Below are 23227 nucleotides of genomic sequence, written 5' to 3' on the forward strand. Positions count from 1 at the left end.
AGGGACTTAAAAGCTAGTTCTAGCTTGCGTCCAAACGCTTCACAGCGCGCAGCTCGGACTCGGCGACGGCCTTCTCGTGCTCAGTCTCAGCGGACTGTACGCGAGCCTCGGCATCCGCAACGTCGACCTCGTTAGCCCACGTTGCAGAATCCGCCAGGATGGTGATCTTCTTGTCGGACACGGACAGGAACCCGCCCTGTACCGCCGCGACCAGCTTCTCACCGGTGTTGGTCCGAATGGTAACGACGCCGTTCTCGACCAGCTGGCCGAGCAGGGGCTCGTGACCAGGGAGCACGCCGATCTCGCCCTCAGTGGTCTGCGCGGTAACGGACGTTGCGGTTCCAACCCACAGCGGACGTTCCACGGAAACCAGTTGTGCGGCAATCTCAGCCATGTGCTTAACCCCTTACTTTTCGGTCATCTTCTTGTAAGCGGCCTCGACATCGTCCAGGCCACCCAGACCGTTGAAGGCCTGCTCCGGGTAAGCGTCGAACTCGCCGTCGCAGATGCGCTCGAAAGCATCGATCGTGTCGGCCAGCGGCACGTAGGAGCCCGGGATGCCGGTGAACTTCTCCGCAACGAAGAAGTTCTGGCCCAGGAAGCGCTCCAGGCGACGTGCGCGCTGAACGGTGATCTTGTCCTCTTCCGAGAGCTCGTCCATACCCAGGATGGCGATGATGTCCTGCAGCTCCTTGTTCTTCTGCAGGATGTGGATCACGCGCTGGGCAACCTCGTAGTGACGCTCGCCGACGATACCCGGCTCGAGGATTCGAGAGGTAGAGGTCAGCGGGTTCACTGCGGGGTAAATACCCTTCGAGGCGATGGAACGATCCAACTCGGTGGTCGCATCCAGGTGGGCGAAGGTCGTAGCCGGTGCCGGGTCGGTGTAGTCATCGGCCGGCACGTACACGGCCTGCAGGGAGGTAATAGAACGACCCTTGGTCGAGGTAATACGCTCCTGCAGCACACCCATCTCATCAGCCAGGGTGGGCTGGTAGCCCACGGCGGAAGGCATACGACCCAGCAGGGTCGAAACCTCAGAGCCGGCCTGGGTGAAACGGAAGATGTTGTCGATGAACAGCAGCACGTCCTGGTTCTGAACATCGCGGAAGTACTCCGCCATGGTCAGACCGGACAGAGCCACGCGCATACGGACTCCCGGCGGCTCGTCCATCTGGCCGAACACAAGCGCGGTATCCTGCAGCACGCCCATCTCTTCCATTTCCAGGAAGAGGTCGGTGCCCTCACGGGTACGCTCACCAACACCGGCGAACACGGAGGTACCGGAGAACTCACGGGCAATACGGGTAATCATCTCCTGGATGAGAACCGTCTTACCCACACCTGCACCACCGAACAGGCCGATCTTGCCGCCCTTCACGTACGGGGTCAGCAGGTCGATGACCTTAATACCGGTTTCCAGGATCTCGGTCTTACCCTCGAGCTGGTCGAATGCCGGCGGCTCGCGGTGGATGCCCCACTGCTCGCCGTCGCGGCCCAGGCCCGGCTCGTCCAGGCAGTCGCCCAGGGCGTTGAAGACGTGGCCCTTGACGACGTCACCGACGGGCACGGAAATCGGCTTACCGGTGTCGGTGACCTCTGCACCGCGGACCAGGCCGTCGGTGGGGGCCATGGACACGGCGCGCACGAGGTTGTCCCCGAGGTGCTGTGCAACCTCCAGGGTGATGGTCTTTGCCACTGCCTCGAGGTCAACCTCGACGGTCAGTGCGTTGAACAGTGCTGGCTGCTGGCCACGCGGGAACTCCACGTCGACGACCGGGCCGATAACTCGCACGACGCGGCCCGCAACAGCCGATTCAGCGGAAGGCTGAACCATGTTTGCTGTAGTCATACTTAATCACTTTCTCCGCTATCGGCGAGCGCGGATGCGCCACCGACGATCTCTGTAATTTCCTGGGTAATCTGGGCCTGACGAGCCTGGTTGGCAACTCGGGAGAGCTGCTTGACCAGGTCGGTTGCGTTGTCGGTTGCGGCGCTCATCGCGGTACGACGCGCTGCGGATTCCGACGCCGCAGACTCCAGCATTGCTGCGAAAATGCCACGGGAGACATACTGCGGCAGCAAAGCCTTCAACAGGGTGTCCGGGTCGGGTTCGAAGTCGTAGTCGGCGGAGACGTGGTCGGACTTATCCGTAACCAGGTCCTCACCGAGTTCGAGCTTCTCTTCCTCAACCACAGTCTCGATCGGCAACAGTCGGTGTGCCTCTGGCGTCTGGCTCAGCATGGATACGAAGCGGGTGTACACGATGTGTACCTCGTCGAATCCCTGAATTCCCTGACCCTCTTCCACATTGAGGCCCTCGCGCCACTTGGCGGTTCCTTCGGAACCGGCGACGAAGCCGTCAATCAGGTGGCGGCGAACATCGTGGGTAGCTGCGTAGTCGGGATCCTGAGAGTAGCCCGACCAAGAGCCTGCGATGTCCTCGCCACGGAAGTTGTAGTAGGAAATTCCCTTGTTACCAGAGACGTACAGAACAACGTCCTTGCCTTCGTTCTCCAGGCGCTTGCGCAGCTCTGCAGTCTTCTTGAAGACGTTGTTGTTGTAGCCACCGCACATGCCACGGTCACTTGAAACCACGAGGATCGCAGCTCGGGAAGCGTCTGCCGGCTCCTGCAGGATCTTGTGATCCAGGGTGCTGGCGGAAGCCAGGCGCTGAACCACGCGGGTGATCTCATCCGCGTAGGGCTCGGCCTCGTCAACGCGTGCCTGGGCCTTGGTGATCCTCGAGGTGGCGATGAGCTCCTGGGCCTTCGTGATCTTCTTGGTTGAGTTCACGGACTTGATGCGTGTCCTCAGCTCGCGAAGACTAGCCATAACTATCGCCTCCCTTCTGTTTCATTAATGTTCTTGGTGGTCACTGTGCTCACTTACCTTCCGCAGTTACTTTGCTTTGCGGGAGACAGTGATCTGAGACTTCGAGACCTCGTCGTCGCTGAGCGGACGAGCCTCAGGCTCGTTGATGACGGGGGTGCCATCGGTGGTCTGGAAGCCCTGCTTGAAGTCGCGAACAGCACCGGCCAGCTCGGCCTTGGACTCGTCGTTGAACGGGGTGCCACCCTTGATCTGCTCGTACACACCGCTGTGGTTAGCGTGCAGAGTCTCCAGCAGCTCGGCCTCGAAGCGGCGAACGTCCTCGACCGGAACGTCGTCGAACTCGCCCTCGCCAGCCAGGTAGATGGAAACCATCTGATCCTCGACGGACTGCGGCTGGGTTTCCTTCTGCTTCAGCAGCTCGACCAGGCGCTTACCGCGCTCCAGCTGTGCCTTGGAAGCCGGGTCCAGGTCGGAAGCGAAGGCTGCGAAGGCCTCCAGGTCGCGGTATGCGGCCAGATCCAGACGCAGGGAGCCGGAAACCTTCTTCATACCCTTGGTCTGTGCGGCGCCACCAACACGGGAGACGGACACACCAACGTTGATAGCCGGTCGGACGCCCTGGTTGAACAGGTCGGACTCCAGGAACACCTGACCGTCGGTAATGGAAATAACGTTGGTGGGAATGAAGGCGGAAACGTCGTTTGCCTTCGTCTCGATGATCGGCAGTGCCGTCAGGGAACCGCCACCCAGCTCATCGTTGAGCTTCGCAGCGCGCTCCAGCAGACGGGAGTGCAGGTAGAAGACGTCACCCGGGTAAGCCTCGCGGCCCGGCGGACGACGCAGCAACAGGGAGATCGCACGGTAGGCCTCTGCCTGCTTGGTCAGATCATCGTAGATAACCAGAACGTGCTTGCCCTGGTACATCCAGTGCTGCCCCAGTGCGGCGCCGGTGAACGGTGCCAGCCACTTGAAGCCGGCGGAGTCGGATGCCGGTGCTGCCACGATGGTGGTGTATTCCAGCGCGCCGTGGTCCTCCAGGGTCTTCCGGATCGAAGCGATCGTGGAGCCCTTCTGGCCGACGGCAACGTAGATGCAGCGAACCTGCTGCTTCGGGTCGCCGGTTGCCCAGTTGTCGCGCTGGTTCAGGATGGTGTCGATGCAGACCGAGGTCTTACCGGTCTTGCGGTCGCCAATGATCAGCTGGCGCTGACCACGGCCAATCGGGGTCATTGCGTCGATAGCCTTGATGCCGGTCTGCATCGGCTCCTCGACGGGCTGACGCATCAGGACGGAGGGCGCCTGGAGTTCGAGGGCGCGTTCTTCCTCGGACTCGATGTCGCCCAGGCCGTCGATGGCCTGACCCAGTGGGTTGATAACGCGGCCGAGGAACTTCTCCCCGACCGGGATGGACAGGACCTCGCCGGTCCTCTTGACCTCGTCGCCCTCCTTGAGGGTCTCGAAGTTACCCAGGATCACGACGCCGACGGTGTCGGTGTCGAGGTTCTGTGCGACGCCAATCACGCCGCCTGGGAACTCGAGTAGCTCGTTAGCCATCACAGAGGGCATGCCGCTTACCTGGGCAATACCGTCTGCAGCCGCCGTGACCACGCCGACCTCCTCGCGGGAGGCCTCCGGGGAGTAGCTCGAGGTGTAGTTCGCAATCGCGCTACGGATCTCGTCGGAGGAGATCGTCAGCTCCGCCATGTTCTTCCTGCTCTCGGTTTCGTCTTCCAGCATTTACTATCTTGCTCGGTCTTTTTAGTCTTTAATTCTGACTGTTTCGCTGTGCCCGTGACGTCTTTTTATTGACGCCCTAAGCGATCGACGCGCGGAGGCGCCGCAGGTTACCTGCAGTGCTTCCGTCGATAACTTCGTGCCCAACGCGGATCACGGCACCGCCGAGGAGGCTGGTATCAACCTCGGAGTGGACCGCAATCTTGCGACCGTAAATCTTTTCCAGCTTGTCCGACAGAGTCGACTTCTGCTGTTCACCCAAGGCAGCTGCGGAACGGACGCGCGCTACGGTGCGCCCTTCCAGTGCGGCTACCTCTTCCGTCAAAGAGTCAAGCTCCTCGACTGGACGCTGGCGCAGTCGGCCAATGGCCTGCAGCGCTAGAGCCTCGGTCGTAGAGGTGACCTTTCCGTACAGAACCTTGGCCAGCAGGTCGCGGCGAGCATCCGGGGATGCGGCGCGGTCGGCCAGCTTCAGCTCCAGCTCCGGCTCGCGCTCGATGACTCGAGCCAGCTGGAACAGTTCTTCTTCGACGCGGTCCTGCTGCCCCTGGGCGTCGGCGGATCGCAGCAGGGCCAGGCGGCCCAGCTTGACTAGTCCGTCGCGCAGATCGCGAGTGTTGGACCACGTCTGGGATACAGCAGCAGACACGATTTCTTCCGTCGAGGCAGATACCTTGCCGCCGAGCAGGCTCTTGGCCAGCTGCGCGCGGGTGTTGGCATCCCTCGCCGGATCGATCAGCGCGACACGCAGGCCGCGGTCACTGTCGAGCAGATCGACAACGTCGAAAAGCTCGGTGCCGGTGGTTACACCGGTGCCCACTTTGTCGGAGGTCTCGTTCAGACCCTGGTCCAGGGTCTTTTCAAGGCGCTCAATTGCCTCTCGGCTCGCTGCGTGCATACCGATCACTTCCCGGATGCGCCGACGTTATCCAGTCCGGCGAGGAAGTTATCGATGGTGCCCGAGCGCTTTACGTCGTCCGACAGCTGCTCGCCCAGCAGGCGCTCAGCCAAGTTGATGGAGTTCTCGCCCATCTCCTTGCGCAGATCGGAAACAACAGCGGAACGCTGTGCCTCGAGCTGCTTGTGTCCCGACTCGACGATACGGTTGGACTCTTCGGTTGCCTGAGCCTTCATGTCCGCAATGATCTTCTGGCCCTGGGAACGGGCGTCATCGCGAATCTGGGCGGCCTCAGTGCGGGCCTCAGCAAGCTGAGCGTTGTACTTCTCCAAGGCAGCCTTAGCCTCTGCCTGGGCGGATTCGGCGCGCCGAATGCCACCCTCGATCTGATCCTCGCGCTGATTCAGCACTTCCTGGAACTTCGGAAGTACGAACTTCCAGAAGACAAACAGGATGACTGCAAAAGGAATGATGGACCAGACGATGTCGTACAGCGGAGGAAGCAGCGGGTTTACCGACTCCTCCATCGGCAGCTTCTCAGCTGCTAACAAAAAGGTGTTCGTCATAGTCTCCAGCTTTCGATTCTGGTGCGGTGGTTAGAAAGTGCTCTTAACGAGCGGCCAATCGCACTGAAATTAGAACAGGAAGCCGGCGACGAAGCCGATCAGAGCCAGAGCCTCGGCGAAAGCGATACCCAGGAACATGGTGGTGCGCAGCTGGCCGGCCATCTCGGGCTGGCGAGCCATAGCCTCAGCGGTCTTACCTGCAACGTTACCCACACCAATGGCGGAGCCGATAGCAGCCAGGCCGTAGCCGATGGTGCCGAAGCCCTGGAACTTGGTGGTGGTGTCCTGCGCGATGAGGAAGATGTCGTTCATTTGGTTTCCATTACCTTTCTGAGAACCAGCCGGTTGCAGCTTTTCTATTGTTGTCCGGCTTAGTCATTTTGAGTACTTAAAAGGGGCGAATTAGTGCTCGTCTGCGTGGAGGGACAGCTCGATGTACACGGAGGTCAGCAGGGCGAAGATGTACGCCTGCAGGAAGATCACCATGAGCTCGAACAGGGTGAAGGCGATCGCGAAGATAATCGTGCCGCCAGCAGCCGCAGTCCAACCGCTCATCTGCCAGAAGAAGAAGTTCGTGGCACTGAACAGCATGACGAGGATGATGTGTCCAGCCAACATGTTCGCCATCAGACGAATCGTCAGCGTTACCGGACGGAGGACGAATGTGGAGAATGCCTCGATCGGCGCCACGATGAAGTGGAGCCAAGAAGGCAAACCAGGAATGATCAGCGAGGACTTGATGTACTTGCCGAAGCCATAGCGCTTCACACCCGCGTAAATGAATGCGATATACGCAACAACAGCCAGCACCAGTGGCAGACCCACTCGAGCGCTGGCTGAAATGTTCATGAACGGAATGATCGTCGACATGTTGACGGCAAGGACGGTGAAGAAGATTGCGGCGATGATCGGTAGGAACCGGCGCCCCTCCTTCTTGCCCAAGACATCCTCCGCAATGTGAATCCGAACGAAGTCCAAAAAGTACTCAGCAACGTTTTGCACGCCGCTCGGAATCAGCTTCGGCTTCCGCATTGCAAAGAAGAAGAATGCGGAGACCAGAAGAATCATCACAATACGGATGACCATGAGGCGGTCGAGCGCAAACGCTCCACCAGCAAACTCACTGAACCACAGGTGGTCGCTATCCACTTGCCCCGGGAAGAATTCGTGTTCCAATGAAGGTACGTGGAATTCGCCCTTCATGGCCAAGGTTGTTACGCTCAGCGTTCTCTCCCGTGATTGGGCCGCAAGATTGCATTGAATCACTGCGGTGCGATGGAGGTCTCTTTTCGAAGAGTTAGGCCGATATTGAGGGACTCCGTCGCACGTCCCTACATAATCAGCCGGTGCCGTATCTACTGTTCACACATACGTGTGCCAATAAAAGGCCCGCTAAAACAATATCAGTATTGATTCACTAATCGCTAAGCGAGACGCGCCGTGGGTCCCCCCACTTGGTCGTGTTATCCAACCTTTTTGGTTGAACAATGTTTTGCTTCCTGCCAGTGCCTCCGAGCAGCGCCAAAGATTGACTACCGGCTCTCGACCGACTATCAACCAGCTATCTACTGGCTAGCTGATGTAGAGCTTCTGCGTACGGGTGACGGCCAGGGTTTCGATGACCAGCACGGCCAGCATGCTCAGCATAACGGTCACGGTCAGGGCCGGGGTGTCGTAGAAAGTCCTGTCCTTCAAGAAGAACAGAATTCCCAACAGCAGCGCAGCTTTGACGATCCAGCTGCCAAGGATCAGCCCCATCGTGGCGGTGGGCGAAGTATTGGAGCTAAACAGCACAATCACCACAGTCAGCAGCATGAATCCGCCGCCGACTAACCAGCCAATTCCGGCTCCCCACAGACCGGCGGTGCCGCTAATCAACCACCACACCAGCAGCGAAAGCACTCCCAGCACAATCAGCGCGAGCGCGCCAGCGCGCATTGCTGCCTTTAGCGGAGCCGCGTGGTCGGCGGCCTGGGATACGTCGTTGAGCTCGGGCAACTCTGCGGCCCCGTTGTTCTCAGTCGCGTCACTCATGGCGATTAGCTTACCTGAGCTGTGTTTGACTTCCGATTCTCCCGCCACAGCGGCACGATCGTCGCCACAGTAGCCAGGACAACCAGCACCCCGAAGGAGATTGCCATTACGTGCAGGGGCAGCACGGTCAGTCCCACTGCACCAAAGGCCACTACCCCAACCCAGGTGTACAAAACCAAAACCACGCGCTTCTGGGTGTGGCCAATGCGCAGCAGCCGGTGGTGCAGGTGCATCTTGTCTGGCGAAAAGGGGCTCTTACCCTGGGACACGCGTCGCACCACTGCCATCACCAGATCCAGCAGCGGGATAGACAAAGCAGCCAGCACCACGATCATGGGCGACAGTAGTGCCAGCATGTCGGCCGGACCGTACAGCGCGGCGTTAATGCGCCCGGAAGCCGACGTGCAGGCCGCGGACAACAACACCCCGATCAGCATCGCACCGCTATCCCCCATGAAGATGCGCGCGGGCGAGAAGTTATGTGGCAGGAATCCTAGGCAAATGCCCACCAACGCGGCGGAGATGATGGCCGGCGGATAGGCGGCTACCGTGCCACCTTGGTCGTGCAGAATCGTAAGCGAGTAAATCAGGATCGTGCCCGCCGCGATTGCTCCCAGTCCCGCGGCCAGCCCATCCAGCCCGTCGACGAAGTTCATGGCGTTGACGATCGTCACGGTCAACAGCGCGGTCAGGATGGTGGACTGCACTTGATCCAGAATCAACGTAGTGCCGTCCCCGAAGGGGAGGTAGATCAGGTACCAGCTCAGACCCATGAGGCTCATCACCACTGCGCCCACGACCTGCCCGCCGAGCTTCAGCACCCAGGAGATGTCGTAAAGGTCATCCACCACGCCCACAACCACGATGACAAAGGCAGCTATGATGACCGCCGTCATATCTGGCGTGACCGGCGGAAATCCGCGCGTCAATGCGGGCAGCTGGTTGGCTACAACAACCGCGACCACCAGTCCCGTGAACATCGCCACCCCGCCGAGGCGCGGCATGGGCACCGTGTGCATGTCACGCTCGCGCGGTGCGGCCATCCGCCCGTAACGCAAGATCAGCGATCGCACCACACCCGTGACCAGGTAGGTCACGGAGCACGCGACGAATAGCACCAGCACCAACTCGCGCAGGGGAATTCCTGCGCCGATGGTCGGCTGGGCAAGTACGTCCATTAGACGTCTCCCCGCAGCTCCGCGCTGCTCATGCCCAGTACCTCTGCTACCCGCTCGGTGGTCGCAGCGCCCTCACGCAGGATGCGCGGCCGCCCGGAGGAAAGGTCCACGATGGTGGAAGCCACGCCGTGGTGCGCTTCCCCACCGTCGATATAGGTCGTCACATCCGCACCCAACTGGTCTTCGGCCATCTGCACATTCGTCGCCGGCGGCTGGCCGGAAATATTTGCGCTAGATACGGCCATGGGCCCCGTGCGCTCCAGCAGTTCCAGCGCGATGGGCTGGTTCGGCATGCGCAGCATCACGGTGCCTCTGGTATCGCCCAGGTTCCACGGCAGGCTGGGAGCCTGGTGGACGACCATGGATAGTCCGCCCGGCCAGAAGGCCTCGACGAGCTTGCGCATGTTGTAGGTGTACTCGCGCACGAGCCCCTCGATCGTGGACCAGCTCGGCACAAGCACCGGCACGGGCATGTCGGGGCCCCGCCCCTTGGCGCGCAGTAGCGCGGCGACGGCTTCGTTGTCGAAGGCATCGCAGCCGATGCCGTAGACCGTATCTGTAGGCAGCACGACCAGACGCCCACCGGATACCGCGTTCGCCGCGGCGTCTAGCGCGGCCTCGCGGTTCTGCGGATCGGTTGCGTCTACGGTTCTCGACATAGCGGCCCTTCCTTGCTTTCTAATTACGTGCTCTACCTTAACCCCAACGCCCGAACTACTGCGGCAGCAGGGCGGTCACGAAGCGCGGTCGACCTGCCAGGTCGCGGTGTTGAATCACTTCTGTCCACCCGCGTTCCTGCATCATCGCCGCTACCTGCGCGCCGTTCGAATCGTCGTGTTCGATACCGACGCCAGCACCTCGGCGTCCCAGCGCCTCAGCCCACTGCAGCACCCGTGGCATTAGTTCCAAACCGTCTGCACCGGAAAAGACCGCAGCGTGCGGGTCCGCGGCGACCTCTGGGGAAATTTCGGTGGATTCCGGGACATAGGGAGGGTTGCACACCACCACGTCCGCGGGTTCGAGGTTAACGGTGACTGCCCCGAGAATCGCTGACAACTCTGCGGGACTATCGGCAGACAGGTCGGCTTGAATGAACCTGGCTTTAGCCTGCGGAACGAGCCCCGCGTTCTTCTCGGCCAGCTGAAGCGCTGCGCGAGAGATGTCGATGCCGATGAGGGAGATGGGGGCGTCAAAAAGAAAAGACACTCCGAGCCCCAACGTGCCGGGTCCACAGCACAGATCGACCACGCGCGGCGTGGGGCGACCGGCGAGGAACCGCGCGGCCCATTCGGCGAGCAATTCGGTTTCGGGGCGGGGAACGAAGCAGCCGGGCTCGACGAAGAGGTCCATACCGCAGAAGGGGGCGGAGCCGACGATGTGTTGCAGGGGCTCGCGCGCGACGCGGCGGGCGATCCAAGCGCCGTATTCGGCCGGGGCGGGATCGTCGGCGCGCAGGAACAGGGTGCCGGGATCCACGGCGGCGCGGGGCGCGGACGCGGCGGCCTCGGTGGCTTCACCGGCACCAGCGGCCTCGGCAGCGCCTGGCTCCGCCAGCAGGTAACGCATCAGCAGGCGCGCTTCGACCGCGGCGGAATCAATGCCCGCCGCGGCCAGCTGCGCGGTGGCCTCGCGGACTGCCTGGTTGATGGTCAACGTTCTACCCTGCCTCTGCCCCGAGCAGCGGAAGCTAGCCTTCTGCCTCGAGGCGACGAGCGCGGTCGGCTTCCTTCAGCGCGGCGAACAGAGCCTCCAGGTCGCCGCCGAGGACGGCGTCCAGGTTGTTGGCCTTGTAGCCAATGCGGTGGTCGGAAACGCGAGACTCCGGGAAGTTGTAGGTGCGGATGCGCTCGGAACGATCCATGGTGCGGATCTGCGCTGCGCGGCCTTCGGCTGCCTCTGCCTCGGCCTCTTCTTCCTTCAACTGCTGCAGGCGCGCGGCCAGAACCTGCATCGCGCGGGCGCGGTTCTGGATCTGGGATCGCTCCTTCTGACAGGTCACCACGATGTTGGTCGGCAGGTGCGTGATGCGCACGGCGGAGTCCGTGGTGTTCACGCCCTGGCCACCCTTACCGGAGGAACGGTAAACGTCCACGCGGATGTCCTTGTCGTCGATCTGCACGTCCTCGACCTCGTCGGGCTCCGGGTAGACCAGCACGCCCGCGGCGGAGGTCTGAATACGGCCCTGCGACTCAGTGACGGGGATGCGCTGCACGCGGTGCACTCCACCCTCGAACTTGAACTCCGACCAGGCACCGTCGCGGGACGGCTGCTTGGAGCGAATAGACAAGGTCATGTCCTTCACGCCGCCCAGGTCGGTTTCGTTCAGCCCCAGGATCTCGGTGCTAAAGCCGTGGCGTTCTGCGTAGCGCTGGTACATACGCGCCAGCTCGCCGGCGAACAGAGCGGCCTCCTCGCCGCCTGCACCGGACTTAATCTCCATGACGATGTCATCGCCGTCGTGCGGATCGCGCGGGGCCAGCAGGTCGGTCAGCTGCTCCTCCAGCTCGCTGATCTCCTGCTCCAGGCGCTTGGCTTCCTCGGCGAATTCCTTGTCCTCAGACGCCATCTCCGCTGCAGCCTCGTGGTCTTCACGGGCCTGCTGCAGCTTCTCGTGGGTCTGGATGATCGGCTGCAGCTCGGAGAAACGCTTTCCGACCTTGCGGGCGGCGGCCGGGTCGTTGTGCAGTTCCGGGTCGCCCAGCTGCATCTCCAGGCCCTGGTATTCGGCCAGAATATCGTCGATGACTGATGGTGATTGACTCATGGTTTAATCCTCCTCGTCCTCGCCCGCCAAAGGCGCGGAGCTGGCAACCTGCAGCATGAACTCCCGGTTGGTCTTGTTCTTACGCAGCTGCTTGATTAGCAGGTCGATGGCGGCCTGCGGATCTAGGGCGGACAGGATGCGGCGGAGCTTGTGCATGATCCGCGCCTCCTCCGGGCTGAGCAGCAGCTCGTCCTTGCGGGTACCGGACGGGTTGACGTCCACGGCCGGGAACACGCGACGCTCGGCGATCTTGCGGTCCAGCTTCAGCTCCGCGTTGCCGGTGCCCTTGAATTCCTCGAAGATCACCGTGTCGCCAGCGGAGCCGGTTTCCACCATCGCGGTGGCGATGATCGTCAGCGAACCGCCGTTTTCGATGTTGCGGGCGGCGCCCAGGAAGCGCTTCGGCGGGTACAGCGCGTTGGAATCCACACCACCGGACAGGATGCGGCCGGAGGCCGGCGAGGAGTTGTTGTACGCACGGCCCAGACGGGTAATGGAATCCAGCAGCAGAACAACATCCTTGCCCTGCTCCACCAGGCGCTTTGCTCGCTCGACGGCCAGCTCGGCGACGTTGGTGTGCTCCCCCGGCGGGCGGTCGAACGTGGAGGCGATGACCTCGCCCTTGACGGAGCGCTGCATGTCCGTCACTTCTTCCGGACGCTCGTCGACCAGCACAACCATAAGGTAGCACTCGGGGTTGTTCGTGGTAATCGCGTTGGCGATGTCCTGCAGGATCGTCGTCTTACCGGCCTTCGGCGGGGAGACGATCAGCGCGCGCTGGCCCTTACCGATCGGCATAATGAGGTCGATGACGCGCGTGGTCAGCGTCTTCGGGTCGGTTTCCAGGCGCAGGCGCTGGTTCGGGTACAGCGGGGTGAGCTTGGCAAAGTGAGGTCGCGCCGCCGCCTGCTCCGGGGTCAGCCCGTTCACGGTCTCTACCTGGTGAATCGGCGTGTACTTCTGGCGGTTACGCCCGCGGCCACCGCCGTTATTGTTGTTGTTCTTCGGGCGGATGGTGCCGGTAATCGCGTCACCGTGGCGCATGCCGTACTTGCGCACCGTGTTGATCGGCACGTACACGTCGGTCGGGCCAGCGTGGTATCCGGTGGTGCGAATGAAGGCGGTGTTCGCGTCGGCGAAGTCGAGGATTCCTGCGACCGGAGTCAGTTCCTCCGGCTTCTGGTTCTGGTTTTCCCGGTTGTCCCGGTTATCCCCGTTGTTGTCGCCACCATTGTTGTTGCGGTTGTCGCGGTTGTTATCGCGGCCACGGTTACGGCGGTTTCGGCGGTTGCGACGATTACGGCGGTTGCCGCGGTTGTCGTCACCGCGCTCGTTGTCACCGCGCTCGTTGTCACCGCGGCTATCCTCACCGCGGTTGCTGTCACCGCGGTTGTTGTCACCGCGCTCGTTATCGGCGCGGTCGTTGCCTCGCTCGCGGTCGCTTTCTTCTGGACGCCCCTCCCGCGCCCCAGCTACCGGCGCCTCCTGCGAAGCAGGTGCCTTTTCCGGTCGCGACTTGGGGGCGGCTCCCCCGCCCCCACCGGTACCGGCAGATTCGATAGCGGCGATCAGATCACCCTTGCGTAGACCGGAGGTGCCTTTCAGCCCCTGCGCTGCTGCGATCTGGCGCAGCTCCGGCAATTTCAACGAGGCGAGGCCATTGGCTTGGCCACGAGCCAAAATATCGGACAGGCTCACAAAAGTCCTTTCACGTCTTGTGCCTTTAATGACCCTTCAAGAGCCTGCGAAGCCCCAGGATCGGCCAGACATGCGTATTCGACAACAGTTTTTAAATTAACCCAAAGATTGCGGGAATCTTCCAGAAAGATTGCCACCTTAAAGTCCCACGATGCGACTGGTGGCGGGTGTAGCGCGGGGTGGCGTCGTAAAGAAAGAAAAGAAAGGAAAAACGAGACTCGCAACCGGCTTCCGTAGCTAACCATAGCACCACACGCGCGACCATTACCTAACGGCTAGGCTGAAAACCATGAAGTCGACGATGCAGGAGATCCCACTTTCCGTAGCAAGGATCCTGGAATACGGCGCCAGCGTTCACCGAAATACGACCGTGACCACGTATTTTGACGAAACAGCAGAGCAGACCAGCTTCCTGCACATCGGTATCCGGGCCGGGGCCATGGCCAACATGTTCACAGACGAGTTTGGCATTGGTCGCGGCGACCGAGTAGGCACCGTGCTGCCGAACTGCACAGAACATCTGGAAGTGATGCTCGCCGTAGCTTCGATGGGCGCGGTATTTAACCCCATCAACCGGCACCTGATGGGCAAGCAGATCACCCACATCATCAACAAGGCAGCACCCAAGGTCCTGGTTATCGACGCGACATGTGGCGAACAGATCATCCCGCTGCTCGCCGACTGCCCGTGTGTCGAGGCAGTGCTGGTGATCGGCGCCGCCCAGGAACATACGGACGCAGTGCAGAAGCTGGTGGACGAACACCTGGAGAAGTTGCGCGTATTCAACCTGGAAACCTGCCTGGACGGACGCAGCGCCGACTTCGACTGGCCGGATCTGGAGGAGACCGCCCCGGCAGCAATCTGCTTTTCCACCGGGACCGAAGGTCCGCCGAAGGGCGTGGTCTACTCGCACCGCGCGCTGTGGCTGCACTCCATGCAGCTCCGCGCCGCCGATAGCTTCAGCATCCGCAACGGCACCAGCTTCTTATGCTGCGTGCCCATCTATCACGTACTGAGCTGGGGCGTGCCGCTGGCGGCTTTTATGGCCGGCGCGCCCATCGTGTTCACCGGGCACAGCGCCGAGCCAGAACACCTTGCCCACGTGATTGCCGATGCCATGCCACGCCAGGCGCACGGTTCACCCGCCGTGTGGACTGGACTGCTGGTGCACTATGCCAAGCAGCATCCAAAAAAGATGAGCTTGCAGGAAATCTACGTCGGCGGCTCCCAGGTCTCCCCCGCCATGATCGACGCCTGGGAGGAACGCTTCGGCGTGGATATCATCCACGCCTGGGGAATGACAGAAACCGGGCCGGTCGGAACAGTTGCCCATCCGCCTGCAGGCGTGGCTGGCGCGGCGCGTGCGAAGTACCGCGAAAGCCAGGGGCGCTTCCACGCCGGCATGCGCTATCGCATCGTCGACGACAACGACAATGTGTTGGATACCAACGACCGCAACGAGGGCGAGCTCCAAGTCCGCGGCAACACTGTGACAGGCTCCTATTTTGATGACGACGCCTCGCGCTTCACCCCCGACGGGTGGCTGCGCACCGGCGACATCGCGACCGTCAACAAGGATGGCTACCTAACGATCCACGACCGCAAGTCCGATATCATCCGCTCCGGCGGGGAATGGATCTATTCCGCGGCGCTGGAAAACTACTTGCTGGAACCAGCAGCCGTCATCGAAGCCGCCGTGATAGGCATCCCATCAGAAAAATGGGGGCAACGCCCACTGGCAGTGGTAGTTGTGGCCGAAGGAACCCCATGGACCGCGGAAACTGCACAGAAGCTGGCCGACGAGCTACGCGAGCGCGTGCCCGGTTGGATGGTGCCGGAGAACTGGACCTTCGTGGATCATATCGACAAGACCAGCGTGGATAAGTTCGACAAGAAGGACCTGCGCCAGCACTTCCGCGAGGGGAAGTTCGAGATCATCACGGTCTAGGATGCGCGCCTAGAGTGCGTGCAAGAGTTACTCCAGGCTGGTTGAGGGTAAAATCACTAGCTTTTAACAGGTGCCGCTCTAACTACTACCGGGCAAAGTAGAGTAGCGTTTTCCTGCATGACCGACGTAACTGTGCTGGCCCTCGGGCCACAATGGTTCGACCCAATTTATCTGCTTTCGGGTTCTGGCCCCTTCGGAGCGGCGATCCTGCCCGCCATTTTTGCGATAATCTTCATCGAATCCGGACTATTCTTCCCTTTCCTGCCCGGCGATTCCATGCTCTTCACAGCAGGTTTGCTGGCCAGCCAACCAGATGGCTTCGCACCGCTGTGGCAGGTGCTGCTGATCACCCCGATCGCGGCGATCCTGGGTGACCAGGTGGGCTACTGGATTGGCCATCGTTTCCACCCCGCGCTACGCAACCGAAAGGACGGTCGATTCTTCAAGCAAGAGCACCTGCATCGATCCGAGGAGTTCTTCGCGAAGTACGGTTCGATCACAATCATCCTGTGCCGTTTCGTACCCTTTGTGCGCACCTATGCCCCGCTAGTAGCTGGAATGTCCGGCATGCGCTACCGCACGTTCATTGTCTTTAACGTCATCGGTGGCGTGCTATGGGCCAGCGGCATCGTCTACCTGGGATCGCTGCTCGGCGGTGTAGAGTTCGTGCGCAACAATATCGAGGCCATCTTCCTCGGTCTCGTCGCCTTCTCCGTCGTCCCGATGCTATTCGGAGTGATACAGAAAAGCCGGAGCCAGAAGAAGCAATCTTCCGCTCCGGCTAGCGCCCAGCATTAGTTTCCGGTCTTATCCGGTGACCTCCACCTCGACCGGCCCGGCGATCCCCAACTCCAGAACTTTCATCCCACGCCCACGGGCTTCCTCGATCAACGACTCTTCCACCGGGTTGGTGCTAAGCACCATGATGGTCGGTCCCGCACCCGACAGGAACGCAGGGTAACCCAGGTTGCGCAGGCGGTTAACCCACTCCGCGGTAACCGGTAGGACCTCCGCGCGATAGGTCTGGTGCATGCGGTCGCGGGTGCCCTCCCACAGCAGCTCCGGGTCATCCCGCAGCGCGACAGTCATCACTGCCGTGCGGGAAACGTTGAAACGGGCATCCAGGTGGCTGATGTCGGATGGCAGGACGCGGCGAATTGCCTCCGTCGACGCGTGGAAATCCGGGATAAACGCGGTGGCCTTGATGCCCGGGTGAACGTCGATGCGCCGGGCAAAGTAGTCCGGCGCGGACACTCCGTCGATCGGGACGTTGGTCCAAGAAACCACGCCCGAACCCAGCACGGACGCACCGGCGTTGTCTGGGTGACCTTCGAAAGTCGAGGCGATCTGCACTTGTGCCTGATCATCCAGCGTGAACCCTGCCAGGCCATTGCCCGCGGCCACACCCGCCGTCGCGGCTGCTGCGGAAGACCCCAGGCCACGGGACTGCGGGATGGAGTTCGTGCAGCTCACGCGCAGCCCCGGAACCGTCACGTCGGCTTCCTTCAGCGTCGCGCGCAGTGCCCGAACAACCAGGTGGCGCTCATCCAGCGGCACTTCGCCTTCGCCCTCGCCCGTGACCTCGACAACCAGGCCCGAATCGATGACCTCTGCGGTCACGTAGTCATACAAACCCAGCGCCAACCCCAGGGTGTCGAACCCCGGCCCCAGGTTCGCGGTCGAAGCGGGCACCTTGACGGTCGCCTTGCGCCCAACAGGTATTTCGACGCCCATTAGTTCAGCCCCAACGCGTCTGCAACGGCGTGCGGATCTACGTCGGTGACGGTGGGATCCGGCATCTGCGACAGGGCGGTCGTCGGATCCTTCAGGCCGTGGCCGGTGACGGTGCAGACGATGCGCTGCCCGGCGGAAAGCTCACCGTTGGCGTGCGCATCCAGCAGGCCCGCGACGGAGGAGGCAGAGGCCGGCTCGACGAAGATGCCCTCGCGACCTGCGATCAGGCGGTAGGCCTCTAGGATTTGTTCGTCGGTCTGGGCGCGGAAGTCGCCACCAGATTCCTCCTTTGCGGCAACGGCCTGCTGCCAGGAAGCCGGGTTACCGATGCGGATCGCGGTGGCGATCGTCTCGGGATCCAGGACCGGCTCCCCCTTCACCAGCGGAGCAGCTCCGGCAGCCTGCACGCCCTTCATGACTGGGCGGTGGGTGGACACGCCATCCTCGGCATACTCGGAGTAGCCCTTCCAATACGCCGTGATGTTGCCCGCGTTGCCGACTGGCAGGAAGTGAACATCGGGGGCGTCACCAAGACAATCCACAATCTCGAACGCGGCGGTCTTCTGTCCCTCAATGCGCATCGGGTTCACAGAGTTGACCAGGGCAATTTCCGGGAACTCGGTGGTGGTCTTACGCACCAGCTCGAGGCAGTCATCGAAGTTGCCGCGGATCTGAATGATCTGCGCGCCGTGCATGACGGCCTGCGCGAGCTTGCCCTGGGCGATCTTGCCCTCCGGGATCAGGACGGCGGACTTCAGACCAGCGCGGGCAGCATAGGCAGCCGCGGAGGCGGAGGTGTTACCGGTCGACGCGCACATCAGAACCTTCTGACCCTTGTGGTACGCGTCGGTCACAGCAACGGTCATGCCACGGTCCTTGAAGGAACCGGTGGGGTTGGCGCCCTCGATCTTCAGATAAACATCGCAGCCGGTGAGCTCCGACAGGTGGTTCGCACGCAGCAGCGGGGTGCCGCCCTCGTTAAGAGTCACCGGCTCCCAGTCCTTCGCGAAAGGCATCCGCTCGCGGTACATGTTGATCAGGCCGGTCCAATGGTTCAGAACCTTGTTAGTCATTATTCCCTGTCGTTTCTTCCCACTCGTTGGTTCTTTGTAGAAGCACCATTGTAGTGCTTCCCCGGCACGCTTAAACGCGCCTTCAGTTTTTAGCCCGCAGTTAGCCGGCTACCGGGGTTAGCCTTCCATGCGGATGACGGAGTCGATGCGCTTCACAGCGTCGAGCTGCTTGAGCTTCTCTACCGTCTCCTCCAGGTCTTGTTCCTTCGCACTGTGGGTGATCACGACCAGGCGGGCACCGTCGTTCAACCCTTCTTGACGCACCGTCTTCAACGAAACACCCTGCTCAGAGAACACGGACGCAACCTCGGCCAGCACGCCCAGGCGATCATCCACCTGCATGTCGACGTGGTAGCGGGTGCGGATTTCCCCGAAGTTGGCGATAGGCAGAGAAGCATAGGTGGACTCCCCTGGGCCACGGCCACCCAAGACGATGTTGCGAGCCACAGCTACCACGTCGCCCAGCACGGCGGAGGCCGTCGGGCCGCCACCGGCACCGTTTCCGTAGAACATCAGGCGACCCGCGGACTCAGCCTCGACAAAGACTGCGTTGTAGGACTCGGACACGCTGGACAGCGGGTGCGAAACAGGGATCAACGCGGGGTACACGCGGGCGGAGACGGACTCCTTACCCTGCTCATCGACCAGGCGCTCACAGATAGCCAGCAACTTGATGGTGGAGTTTGCGGCCTTGGCTGCCTCGATGTCGGCGACAGTGATGTCGCGGATGCCCTCGGTGTGCACGTCCTCGCCGGAGACGCGAGTGTGGAAAGCCAGGGAAGCCAGGATGGCGGCCTTGCTGGCGGCGTCGAAGCCGTCGACGTCGGCGGATGGGTCGGCCTCGGCGTAGCCCAGCTCGGTGGCCTCTGCCAGCATCTCGTCGTAGCTGGCGCCTCGGCTATACATTGCGTCGAGGATGAAGTTGGTGGTGCCGTTGACGATGCCCATCACCTGGTTGACCTTGTCGCCAGCCAGGGAGCGGCGCAGCGGGCCGACCACTGGGATGGCTGCTGCGACGGCGGCCTCGAAGAACAGGTCCACACCGGACTCGTCGGCAGCAGCAGACAGCTCGTCAGCGTGGGCTGCGATGAGTGCCTTGTTGGCGGTAACCACGGACTTGCCGGAGCGCAGAGCAGCCAGGACGACCTCGCGCGGGTAGTCGATGCCACCGATAACCTCGATCACCAGATCGATGTCATCGCGCCTCACCAGGGAAAGCGCATCATCCGTCAGCTTGTCCTGATCCACGCCCGGGCGGGGCTTGGATAGGTTGCTGACGGCGATTCCTCGAACCTCCAGCGGGCCACCGATGCGGGCGGCGAATTCCTCGCTGCGCTCCTCCAGCAGACGCAGGACCTCCGCGCCGACGGTACCCATGCCCAGCAGAGCCACACCAACGGTCTGGCCAATTCCCTTGCCTGGCTTAAAATTCTGCTCGGTCATGTCGCTCCTTTGTGGGGTCTCGATGAGAGGATTGTCGATATCGTTTTCTTAGGTTATCGCACCAATCTACCCCGCGACTAGACAAAGCTGTCCATTACCCCTGTTTTAGCCCTTTAGCGGGGAGGTTACTCCTCCAGAGCCAGCACGTCGTCAATGGTTTCGCGGCGAATCATCAACCGCGCTTCGCCATCCGCTACACGCACCACCGGGGGTCGGGTCATCATGTTGTAACGGGAAGCCATCGCATAGCAGTAGGCGCCCGTCGCGCCGATCATCAGCAGGTCGCCGGGGCGCACATCCTCTGGCACGAGCGCGTCGTTCACCAGCACGTCGCCCGACTCACAGTGCGAGCCCACGATGCGGGTCGGCAGCAGCTCACCAGCTACCTCGCGGTTTGCCACGCGGCAGTCGTATTCCGCCTGGTAGAGGGCGGGTCGAATATTGTCGCTCATGCCACCGTCGACGGAAATGTATCGGCGGGAAATGCCATCGGCAACCTCGACGTCCTTCACCGTGCCGACACGGTACAACGTGATCATCGACGGACCGGCGATCGCACGGCCCGGCTCGACGTTAAGCGTCGGCTCGGGAACGCCGGCCGACTCTGCTGCCTTGCGCACCTTGCTCTTTAGTTCGGACGCCACCTCTTCCACGTCCAGAGCCTCCTGATCCGGCATGTAGGCGATACCGTAGCCACCACCGAGATCGAGGGTATCCAGCAACGTGGGGGCGTCCGAACCAACACCTTGAGACGGGTCAACAGCGTGCTCGTCCGTGAGCGTCGCGATGGAGTCCAGCAGCTGCTTCCACAGGCCCAGCAGGCGCTCGGCGGCCAGGGCGAAGCCGGCGGCCTCGAACACCTGGGAGCCGACGTGGCAGTGCAGACCGCGCAGACGCACGCCGTCGGCGGTGTGGCACGCCATGGCCGCATGGTGAGCTGCACCGGAGGCCAGAGAGAAGCCGAACTTTTGGTCCTCGTGGCTGGTGGCGATGAACTCGTGGGTATCGACGTGCACACCGGGGGTCACACGCACCAGCACATCCTGGGTCTTGCCGAGCTCGCCAGCAACGGTGGAGAGCGCCTCGATTTCCTGCAGCGAGTCGACGACGATCAGCTCCGCCCCTTCGGAGACCGCCAGACGGAGGAACTCCGGGGACTTGTTATTTCCATGGACGGTGATGCGCTCGGCCGGGAATCCCGCGGCCAAAGCGACCTGCAGCTCGCCGAGGGACGCAACATCCAGGGACAGACCCTCATCCATCACCCAGCGGGCAACCGTCTTCGACAGGAACGCTTTGGAGGCGTAGTGCACAAAGTGCCCACCGCCGAAGGCCTTGGCCAGGCGACGACAACGGGTGCGGAAGTCCTCCTCGTCCATCACGAAGGCGGGAGTGCCGAAGGTCTCGGCGATCTCGGTCAGCGGCACGCCAGCGATGGTGACCTCACCCCGGTGCTCCCCTGCTGTCTCACGGCGAAGGGTCTGCGGGTAGACGTGCGCGGGGATCGCATTGAACTCCGCGGTGTTAGCCGTGCGACGGCGCAAGGGTGTGGAGTTCAGGTGAGTCTCCGGATCCAAGGGAACCTCCTAGGTGAGTGTGGTGTGCGGGGGCGGGGACGTGTGGGCGTCCCCAAAAAAGCGACAGCTACATACGCTCCGGGGCGGTCACGCCCAACAGCTCCAGCGCGTTGGCCAGGGTCTGGCGGGCGGCCGCGGCCAGGGACAGGCGGGCGGCGAACAGAGCCTTGCTCTCCGCCACAGTCTGCTCGTCGTCACTGGGCTTCGGCAGAACCTGGCAGGCGTCGTAGAAACGGTGGAAGGTGCCAGCCAGAGACTCGGCGTAGCGGGCAACACGGTGAGGTTCGCGAAGTTCAGCCGCGGTCTTCACCACGGCCGGGAACTCGCCGAGGGTGCGGATCAGGTCGCCTTCGCGGTCGTGAGTCAGCAGGGATAGATCGGCACCCTCACGAGTGACGCCAAGGTCAGCGGCCTTGCGCCCCAGGGAACTTAGGCGAGCGTGCGCGTACTGGACGTAGAAGACCGGGTTGTCGTTGGACTGGGAGGCCCAGAGATCCATGTCGATATCCAGGGAGGAATCCACGGAGCTGCGGATCATGGCGTAGCGGGCAGCGTCCACGCCGATGGCCTCCACCAGGTCGTCCAGAGTGATGACGGTGCCGGCGCGCTTCGACATGCGCACAGCCTTACCGTCCTTGACTAGGTTCACCAGCTGGCCGATGAGAACCTCCACCTGCTCCGGGTCATAGCCCATAGCGGCTGCCGCCGCACGCAGGCGAGCAATGTAGCCGTGGTGATCCGCACCCAGCATGTAGATACACAGGTTGTGGCCACGGTCGAACTTGTCGGCCACGTAGGCGATGTCGCCGGCGATGTAGGCTGCGTTGCCGTCGGACTTGATGACCACGCGGTCTTTGTCGTCGCCGAAGTTGGTGGAGCGCAGCCACCAGGCACCGTCGGCCTCGTACAGGTTGCCGTTGTCCTTGATCTTCTGGATCGCAGTCTCAACCGCGCCGGATTCGAACAGGGAATTTTCGTGGAAGTACACGTCGAACTCCGTGCCGAACTCCGCGAGGGTGCGCTTAATGTGAGCGAACATGAGCTCCACACCCTGGGAGCGGAACAGCTCCTGCGTCTCGTCCTCCCCCAGCTGCTGCCAGTCAGGGTTTGCCTCCACGATCTGGGAGGCGATGTCCTGGATGTAGTCGCCGCCGTAGCCGTCCTCCGGGGTGGGCTCGCCCTTCGCGGCAGCCAGCAGGGAGCGGGCGAAGCGGTCGATCTGCGCACCGTGGTCGTTGAAGTAGTACTCGCGGGTAACCTTCGCCCCGCGGGCAGTGAGGACGCGCCCCAGGGAGTCACCGACAGCTGCCCAGCGGGTACCACCCAGGTGGATCGGGCCGGTCGGGTTGGCGGAGACGAACTCCAGGTTGATGGCTGTGCCTGCGAACTCGTCGCCGTGGCCAAAGTCTGCACCGGCGGCAAGGATCTCCTCAACGATCTTGCCCTGGGCGGCGGCGGCCAGGCGGATATTAATGAAGCCCGGGCCGGCAACGGTGGCCTCGTCGATGCCCTCGTGGGCGCCGAGGGATTCCGCTAGCCAGGTGCCGAACTCGCGCGGGTTCGTGCCGGCCTTCTTGGCCACCTGCATGGCGATGTTCGTTGCGTAGTCGCCGTGCTCCGGGTTGCGCGGGCGCTCCACGGTGGCGCTTTCCGGTACCACGGAGGAATCCAGACCGTGGGCATCCAGGGTCGTGCGGGCAGTTTCGGTAATCAGTTCAGACAATTCAGCAGGAGTCACAGCATTA

The 23227-nt window shown here is 62.2% G+C and carries 21 protein-coding genes; 2 read left to right on the forward strand and 19 right to left on the reverse strand.

Annotation, left to right across the window (positions count from 1 at the left end; genetic code table 11):
• Positions 1 to 19: 19 nt before the first annotated feature.
• From HMPREF2678_RS07795 to rho, 14 genes are all read right to left on the reverse strand, one after another.
• The gene (locus HMPREF2678_RS07795) at positions 20 to 394 is read right to left on the reverse strand and encodes a F0F1 ATP synthase subunit epsilon (RefSeq protein ID WP_034970858.1); all 375 of its coding nucleotides are present in this window, start codon (positions 392 to 394) and stop codon (positions 20 to 22) included.
• A gap of 12 nt (positions 395 to 406) precedes the next feature.
• A complete protein-coding gene (gene atpD, locus HMPREF2678_RS07800; protein WP_034970859.1) occupies positions 407 to 1852 on the reverse strand; it encodes a F0F1 ATP synthase subunit beta in 1446 nt (481 codons plus the stop codon).
• Positions 1853 to 1854: 2 nt separating this feature from the next.
• A complete protein-coding gene (locus HMPREF2678_RS07805; protein ID WP_034970860.1) occupies positions 1855 to 2835 on the reverse strand; it encodes a F0F1 ATP synthase subunit gamma in 981 nt (326 codons plus the stop codon).
• Positions 2836 to 2901: 66 nt separating this feature from the next.
• The gene (atpA, locus tag HMPREF2678_RS07810) at positions 2902 to 4539 is read right to left on the reverse strand and encodes a F0F1 ATP synthase subunit alpha (protein WP_034970968.1); all 1638 of its coding nucleotides are present in this window, start codon (positions 4537 to 4539) and stop codon (positions 2902 to 2904) included.
• Between the two features lie 109 nt (positions 4540 to 4648).
• Positions 4649 to 5467: a F0F1 ATP synthase subunit delta gene (locus tag HMPREF2678_RS07815; protein ID WP_034970861.1), complete on the reverse strand. Its 819-nt coding sequence runs from the start codon at positions 5465 to 5467 to the stop codon at positions 4649 to 4651.
• 5 nt (positions 5468 to 5472) lie between these two features.
• On the reverse strand, positions 5473 to 6033 hold the full coding sequence (locus HMPREF2678_RS07820) for a F0F1 ATP synthase subunit B (protein ID WP_034970862.1): 561 nt from the start codon (positions 6031 to 6033) through the stop codon (positions 5473 to 5475).
• Positions 6034 to 6102: 69 nt separating this feature from the next.
• Positions 6103 to 6345: an ATP synthase F0 subunit C gene (locus HMPREF2678_RS07825; RefSeq protein WP_005292984.1), complete on the reverse strand. Its 243-nt coding sequence runs from the start codon at positions 6343 to 6345 to the stop codon at positions 6103 to 6105.
• 90 nt (positions 6346 to 6435) lie between these two features.
• Complete coding sequence (gene atpB, locus HMPREF2678_RS07830; protein ID WP_034970863.1) at positions 6436 to 7236, reverse strand: F0F1 ATP synthase subunit A; 801 nt, start codon at positions 7234 to 7236, stop codon at positions 6436 to 6438.
• Positions 7237 to 7605: 369 nt separating this feature from the next.
• Positions 7606 to 8067 (reverse strand): Cg1360 family ATP-synthase-associated protein, encoded by a 462-nt coding sequence (locus HMPREF2678_RS07835; protein ID WP_070551883.1) that lies wholly within the window; start codon positions 8065 to 8067, stop codon positions 7606 to 7608.
• A gap of 5 nt (positions 8068 to 8072) precedes the next feature.
• A complete protein-coding gene (locus HMPREF2678_RS07840; RefSeq protein WP_043012765.1) occupies positions 8073 to 9245 on the reverse strand; it encodes an MraY family glycosyltransferase in 1173 nt (390 codons plus the stop codon).
• On the reverse strand, positions 9245 to 9904 hold the full coding sequence (locus tag HMPREF2678_RS07845) for an L-threonylcarbamoyladenylate synthase (protein ID WP_034970866.1): 660 nt from the start codon (positions 9902 to 9904) through the stop codon (positions 9245 to 9247). The genes HMPREF2678_RS07840 and HMPREF2678_RS07845 overlap by 1 nt, the downstream gene beginning before the upstream one ends.
• A 55-nt stretch (positions 9905 to 9959) precedes the next feature.
• Entirely contained in the window at positions 9960 to 10898 is a 939-nt protein-coding gene (locus HMPREF2678_RS07850; protein WP_070551885.1) for a N5-glutamine methyltransferase family protein, read from the reverse strand.
• 34 nt (positions 10899 to 10932) lie between these two features.
• Complete coding sequence (gene prfA, locus HMPREF2678_RS07855; RefSeq protein ID WP_034970868.1) at positions 10933 to 12009, reverse strand: peptide chain release factor 1; 1077 nt, start codon at positions 12007 to 12009, stop codon at positions 10933 to 10935.
• A gap of 3 nt (positions 12010 to 12012) precedes the next feature.
• Positions 12013 to 13707, reverse strand: coding sequence for a transcription termination factor Rho (gene rho / locus HMPREF2678_RS07860; RefSeq protein WP_035008555.1), 1695 nt, complete (start codon positions 13705 to 13707; stop codon positions 12013 to 12015).
• 289 nt (positions 13708 to 13996) lie between these two features.
• Between rho and HMPREF2678_RS07865 the strand changes: the two genes are divergently transcribed.
• Together HMPREF2678_RS07865 and HMPREF2678_RS07870 are read left to right on the forward strand one after the other, a co-directional pair.
• Complete coding sequence (locus HMPREF2678_RS07865; protein ID WP_034978412.1) at positions 13997 to 15655, forward strand: long-chain fatty-acid--CoA ligase; 1659 nt, start codon at positions 13997 to 13999, stop codon at positions 15653 to 15655.
• Positions 15656 to 15772: 117 nt separating this feature from the next.
• The gene (locus tag HMPREF2678_RS07870) at positions 15773 to 16453 is read left to right on the forward strand and encodes a DedA family protein (RefSeq protein WP_034970871.1); all 681 of its coding nucleotides are present in this window, start codon (positions 15773 to 15775) and stop codon (positions 16451 to 16453) included.
• Positions 16454 to 16462: 9 nt separating this feature from the next.
• Here HMPREF2678_RS07870 and thrB read toward each other — a convergent pair whose 3' ends face one another.
• From thrB to argS, 5 genes are all read right to left on the reverse strand, one after another.
• Complete coding sequence (gene thrB / locus HMPREF2678_RS07875; protein ID WP_034970872.1) at positions 16463 to 17389, reverse strand: homoserine kinase; 927 nt, start codon at positions 17387 to 17389, stop codon at positions 16463 to 16465.
• Positions 17389 to 18462: a threonine synthase gene (thrC, locus tag HMPREF2678_RS07880; protein WP_034970873.1), complete on the reverse strand. Its 1074-nt coding sequence runs from the start codon at positions 18460 to 18462 to the stop codon at positions 17389 to 17391. Before thrC ends, thrB begins: the two co-directional genes overlap by 1 nt.
• A 117-nt stretch (positions 18463 to 18579) precedes the next feature.
• Entirely contained in the window at positions 18580 to 19905 is a 1326-nt protein-coding gene (locus HMPREF2678_RS07885) for a homoserine dehydrogenase (RefSeq protein WP_070551887.1), read from the reverse strand.
• 125 nt (positions 19906 to 20030) lie between these two features.
• Complete coding sequence (gene lysA, locus HMPREF2678_RS07890; protein WP_034973672.1) at positions 20031 to 21482, reverse strand: diaminopimelate decarboxylase; 1452 nt, start codon at positions 21480 to 21482, stop codon at positions 20031 to 20033.
• Positions 21483 to 21549: 67 nt separating this feature from the next.
• Positions 21550 to 23220 (reverse strand): arginine--tRNA ligase, encoded by a 1671-nt coding sequence (gene argS, locus HMPREF2678_RS07895; protein WP_070551889.1) that lies wholly within the window; start codon positions 23218 to 23220, stop codon positions 21550 to 21552.
• Positions 23221 to 23227 lie beyond the last annotated feature (7 nt).

The organism is Corynebacterium sp. HMSC058E07, assembly GCF_001809885.1.
Classification (GTDB): Bacteria; Actinomycetota; Actinomycetes; order Mycobacteriales; family Mycobacteriaceae; genus Corynebacterium; species Corynebacterium macclintockiae.

What these genes read in the sequence shown, in the direction of transcription:
- HMPREF2678_RS07845 (WP_034970866.1), bottom strand. Translation starts at nt 9,904, where the DNA reads ATGTCGAGAACCGTAGACGCAACCGATCCGCAGAACCGCGAGGCCGCG.
- prfA (WP_034970868.1), bottom strand. Translation starts at nt 12,009, where the DNA reads ATGAGTCAATCACCATCAGTCATCGACGATATTCTGGCCGAATACCAG.
- HMPREF2678_RS07815 (WP_034970861.1), bottom strand. Translation starts at nt 5,467, where the DNA reads ATGCACGCAGCGAGCCGAGAGGCAATTGAGCGCCTTGAAAAGACCCTG.
- HMPREF2678_RS07795 (WP_034970858.1), bottom strand. Translation starts at nt 394, where the DNA reads ATGGCTGAGATTGCCGCACAACTGGTTTCCGTGGAACGTCCGCTGTGG.
- HMPREF2678_RS07805 (WP_034970860.1), bottom strand. Translation starts at nt 2,835, where the DNA reads ATGGCTAGTCTTCGCGAGCTGAGGACACGCATCAAGTCCGTGAACTCA.
- HMPREF2678_RS07820 (WP_034970862.1), bottom strand. Translation starts at nt 6,033, where the DNA reads ATGACGAACACCTTTTTGTTAGCAGCTGAGAAGCTGCCGATGGAGGAG.
- HMPREF2678_RS07865 (WP_034978412.1), top strand. Translation starts at nt 13,997, where the DNA reads ATGAAGTCGACGATGCAGGAGATCCCACTTTCCGTAGCAAGGATCCTG.
- HMPREF2678_RS07840 (WP_043012765.1), bottom strand. Translation starts at nt 9,245, where the DNA reads ATGGACGTACTTGCCCAGCCGACCATCGGCGCAGGAATTCCCCTGCGC.
- HMPREF2678_RS07885 (WP_070551887.1), bottom strand. Translation starts at nt 19,905, where the DNA reads ATGACCGAGCAGAATTTTAAGCCAGGCAAGGGAATTGGCCAGACCGTT.
- atpA (WP_034970968.1), bottom strand. Translation starts at nt 4,539, where the DNA reads ATGGCGGAGCTGACGATCTCCTCCGACGAGATCCGTAGCGCGATTGCG.
- thrC (WP_034970873.1), bottom strand. Translation starts at nt 18,462, where the DNA reads ATGACTAACAAGGTTCTGAACCATTGGACCGGCCTGATCAACATGTAC.
- HMPREF2678_RS07835 (WP_070551883.1), bottom strand. Translation starts at nt 8,067, where the DNA reads ATGAGTGACGCGACTGAGAACAACGGGGCCGCAGAGTTGCCCGAGCTC.
- HMPREF2678_RS07870 (WP_034970871.1), top strand. Translation starts at nt 15,773, where the DNA reads ATGACCGACGTAACTGTGCTGGCCCTCGGGCCACAATGGTTCGACCCA.
- thrB (WP_034970872.1), bottom strand. Translation starts at nt 17,389, where the DNA reads ATGGGCGTCGAAATACCTGTTGGGCGCAAGGCGACCGTCAAGGTGCCC.
- atpD (WP_034970859.1), bottom strand. Translation starts at nt 1,852, where the DNA reads ATGACTACAGCAAACATGGTTCAGCCTTCCGCTGAATCGGCTGTTGCG.
- atpB (WP_034970863.1), bottom strand. Translation starts at nt 7,236, where the DNA reads ATGAAGGGCGAATTCCACGTACCTTCATTGGAACACGAATTCTTCCCG.
- HMPREF2678_RS07825 (WP_005292984.1), bottom strand. Translation starts at nt 6,345, where the DNA reads ATGAACGACATCTTCCTCATCGCGCAGGACACCACCACCAAGTTCCAG.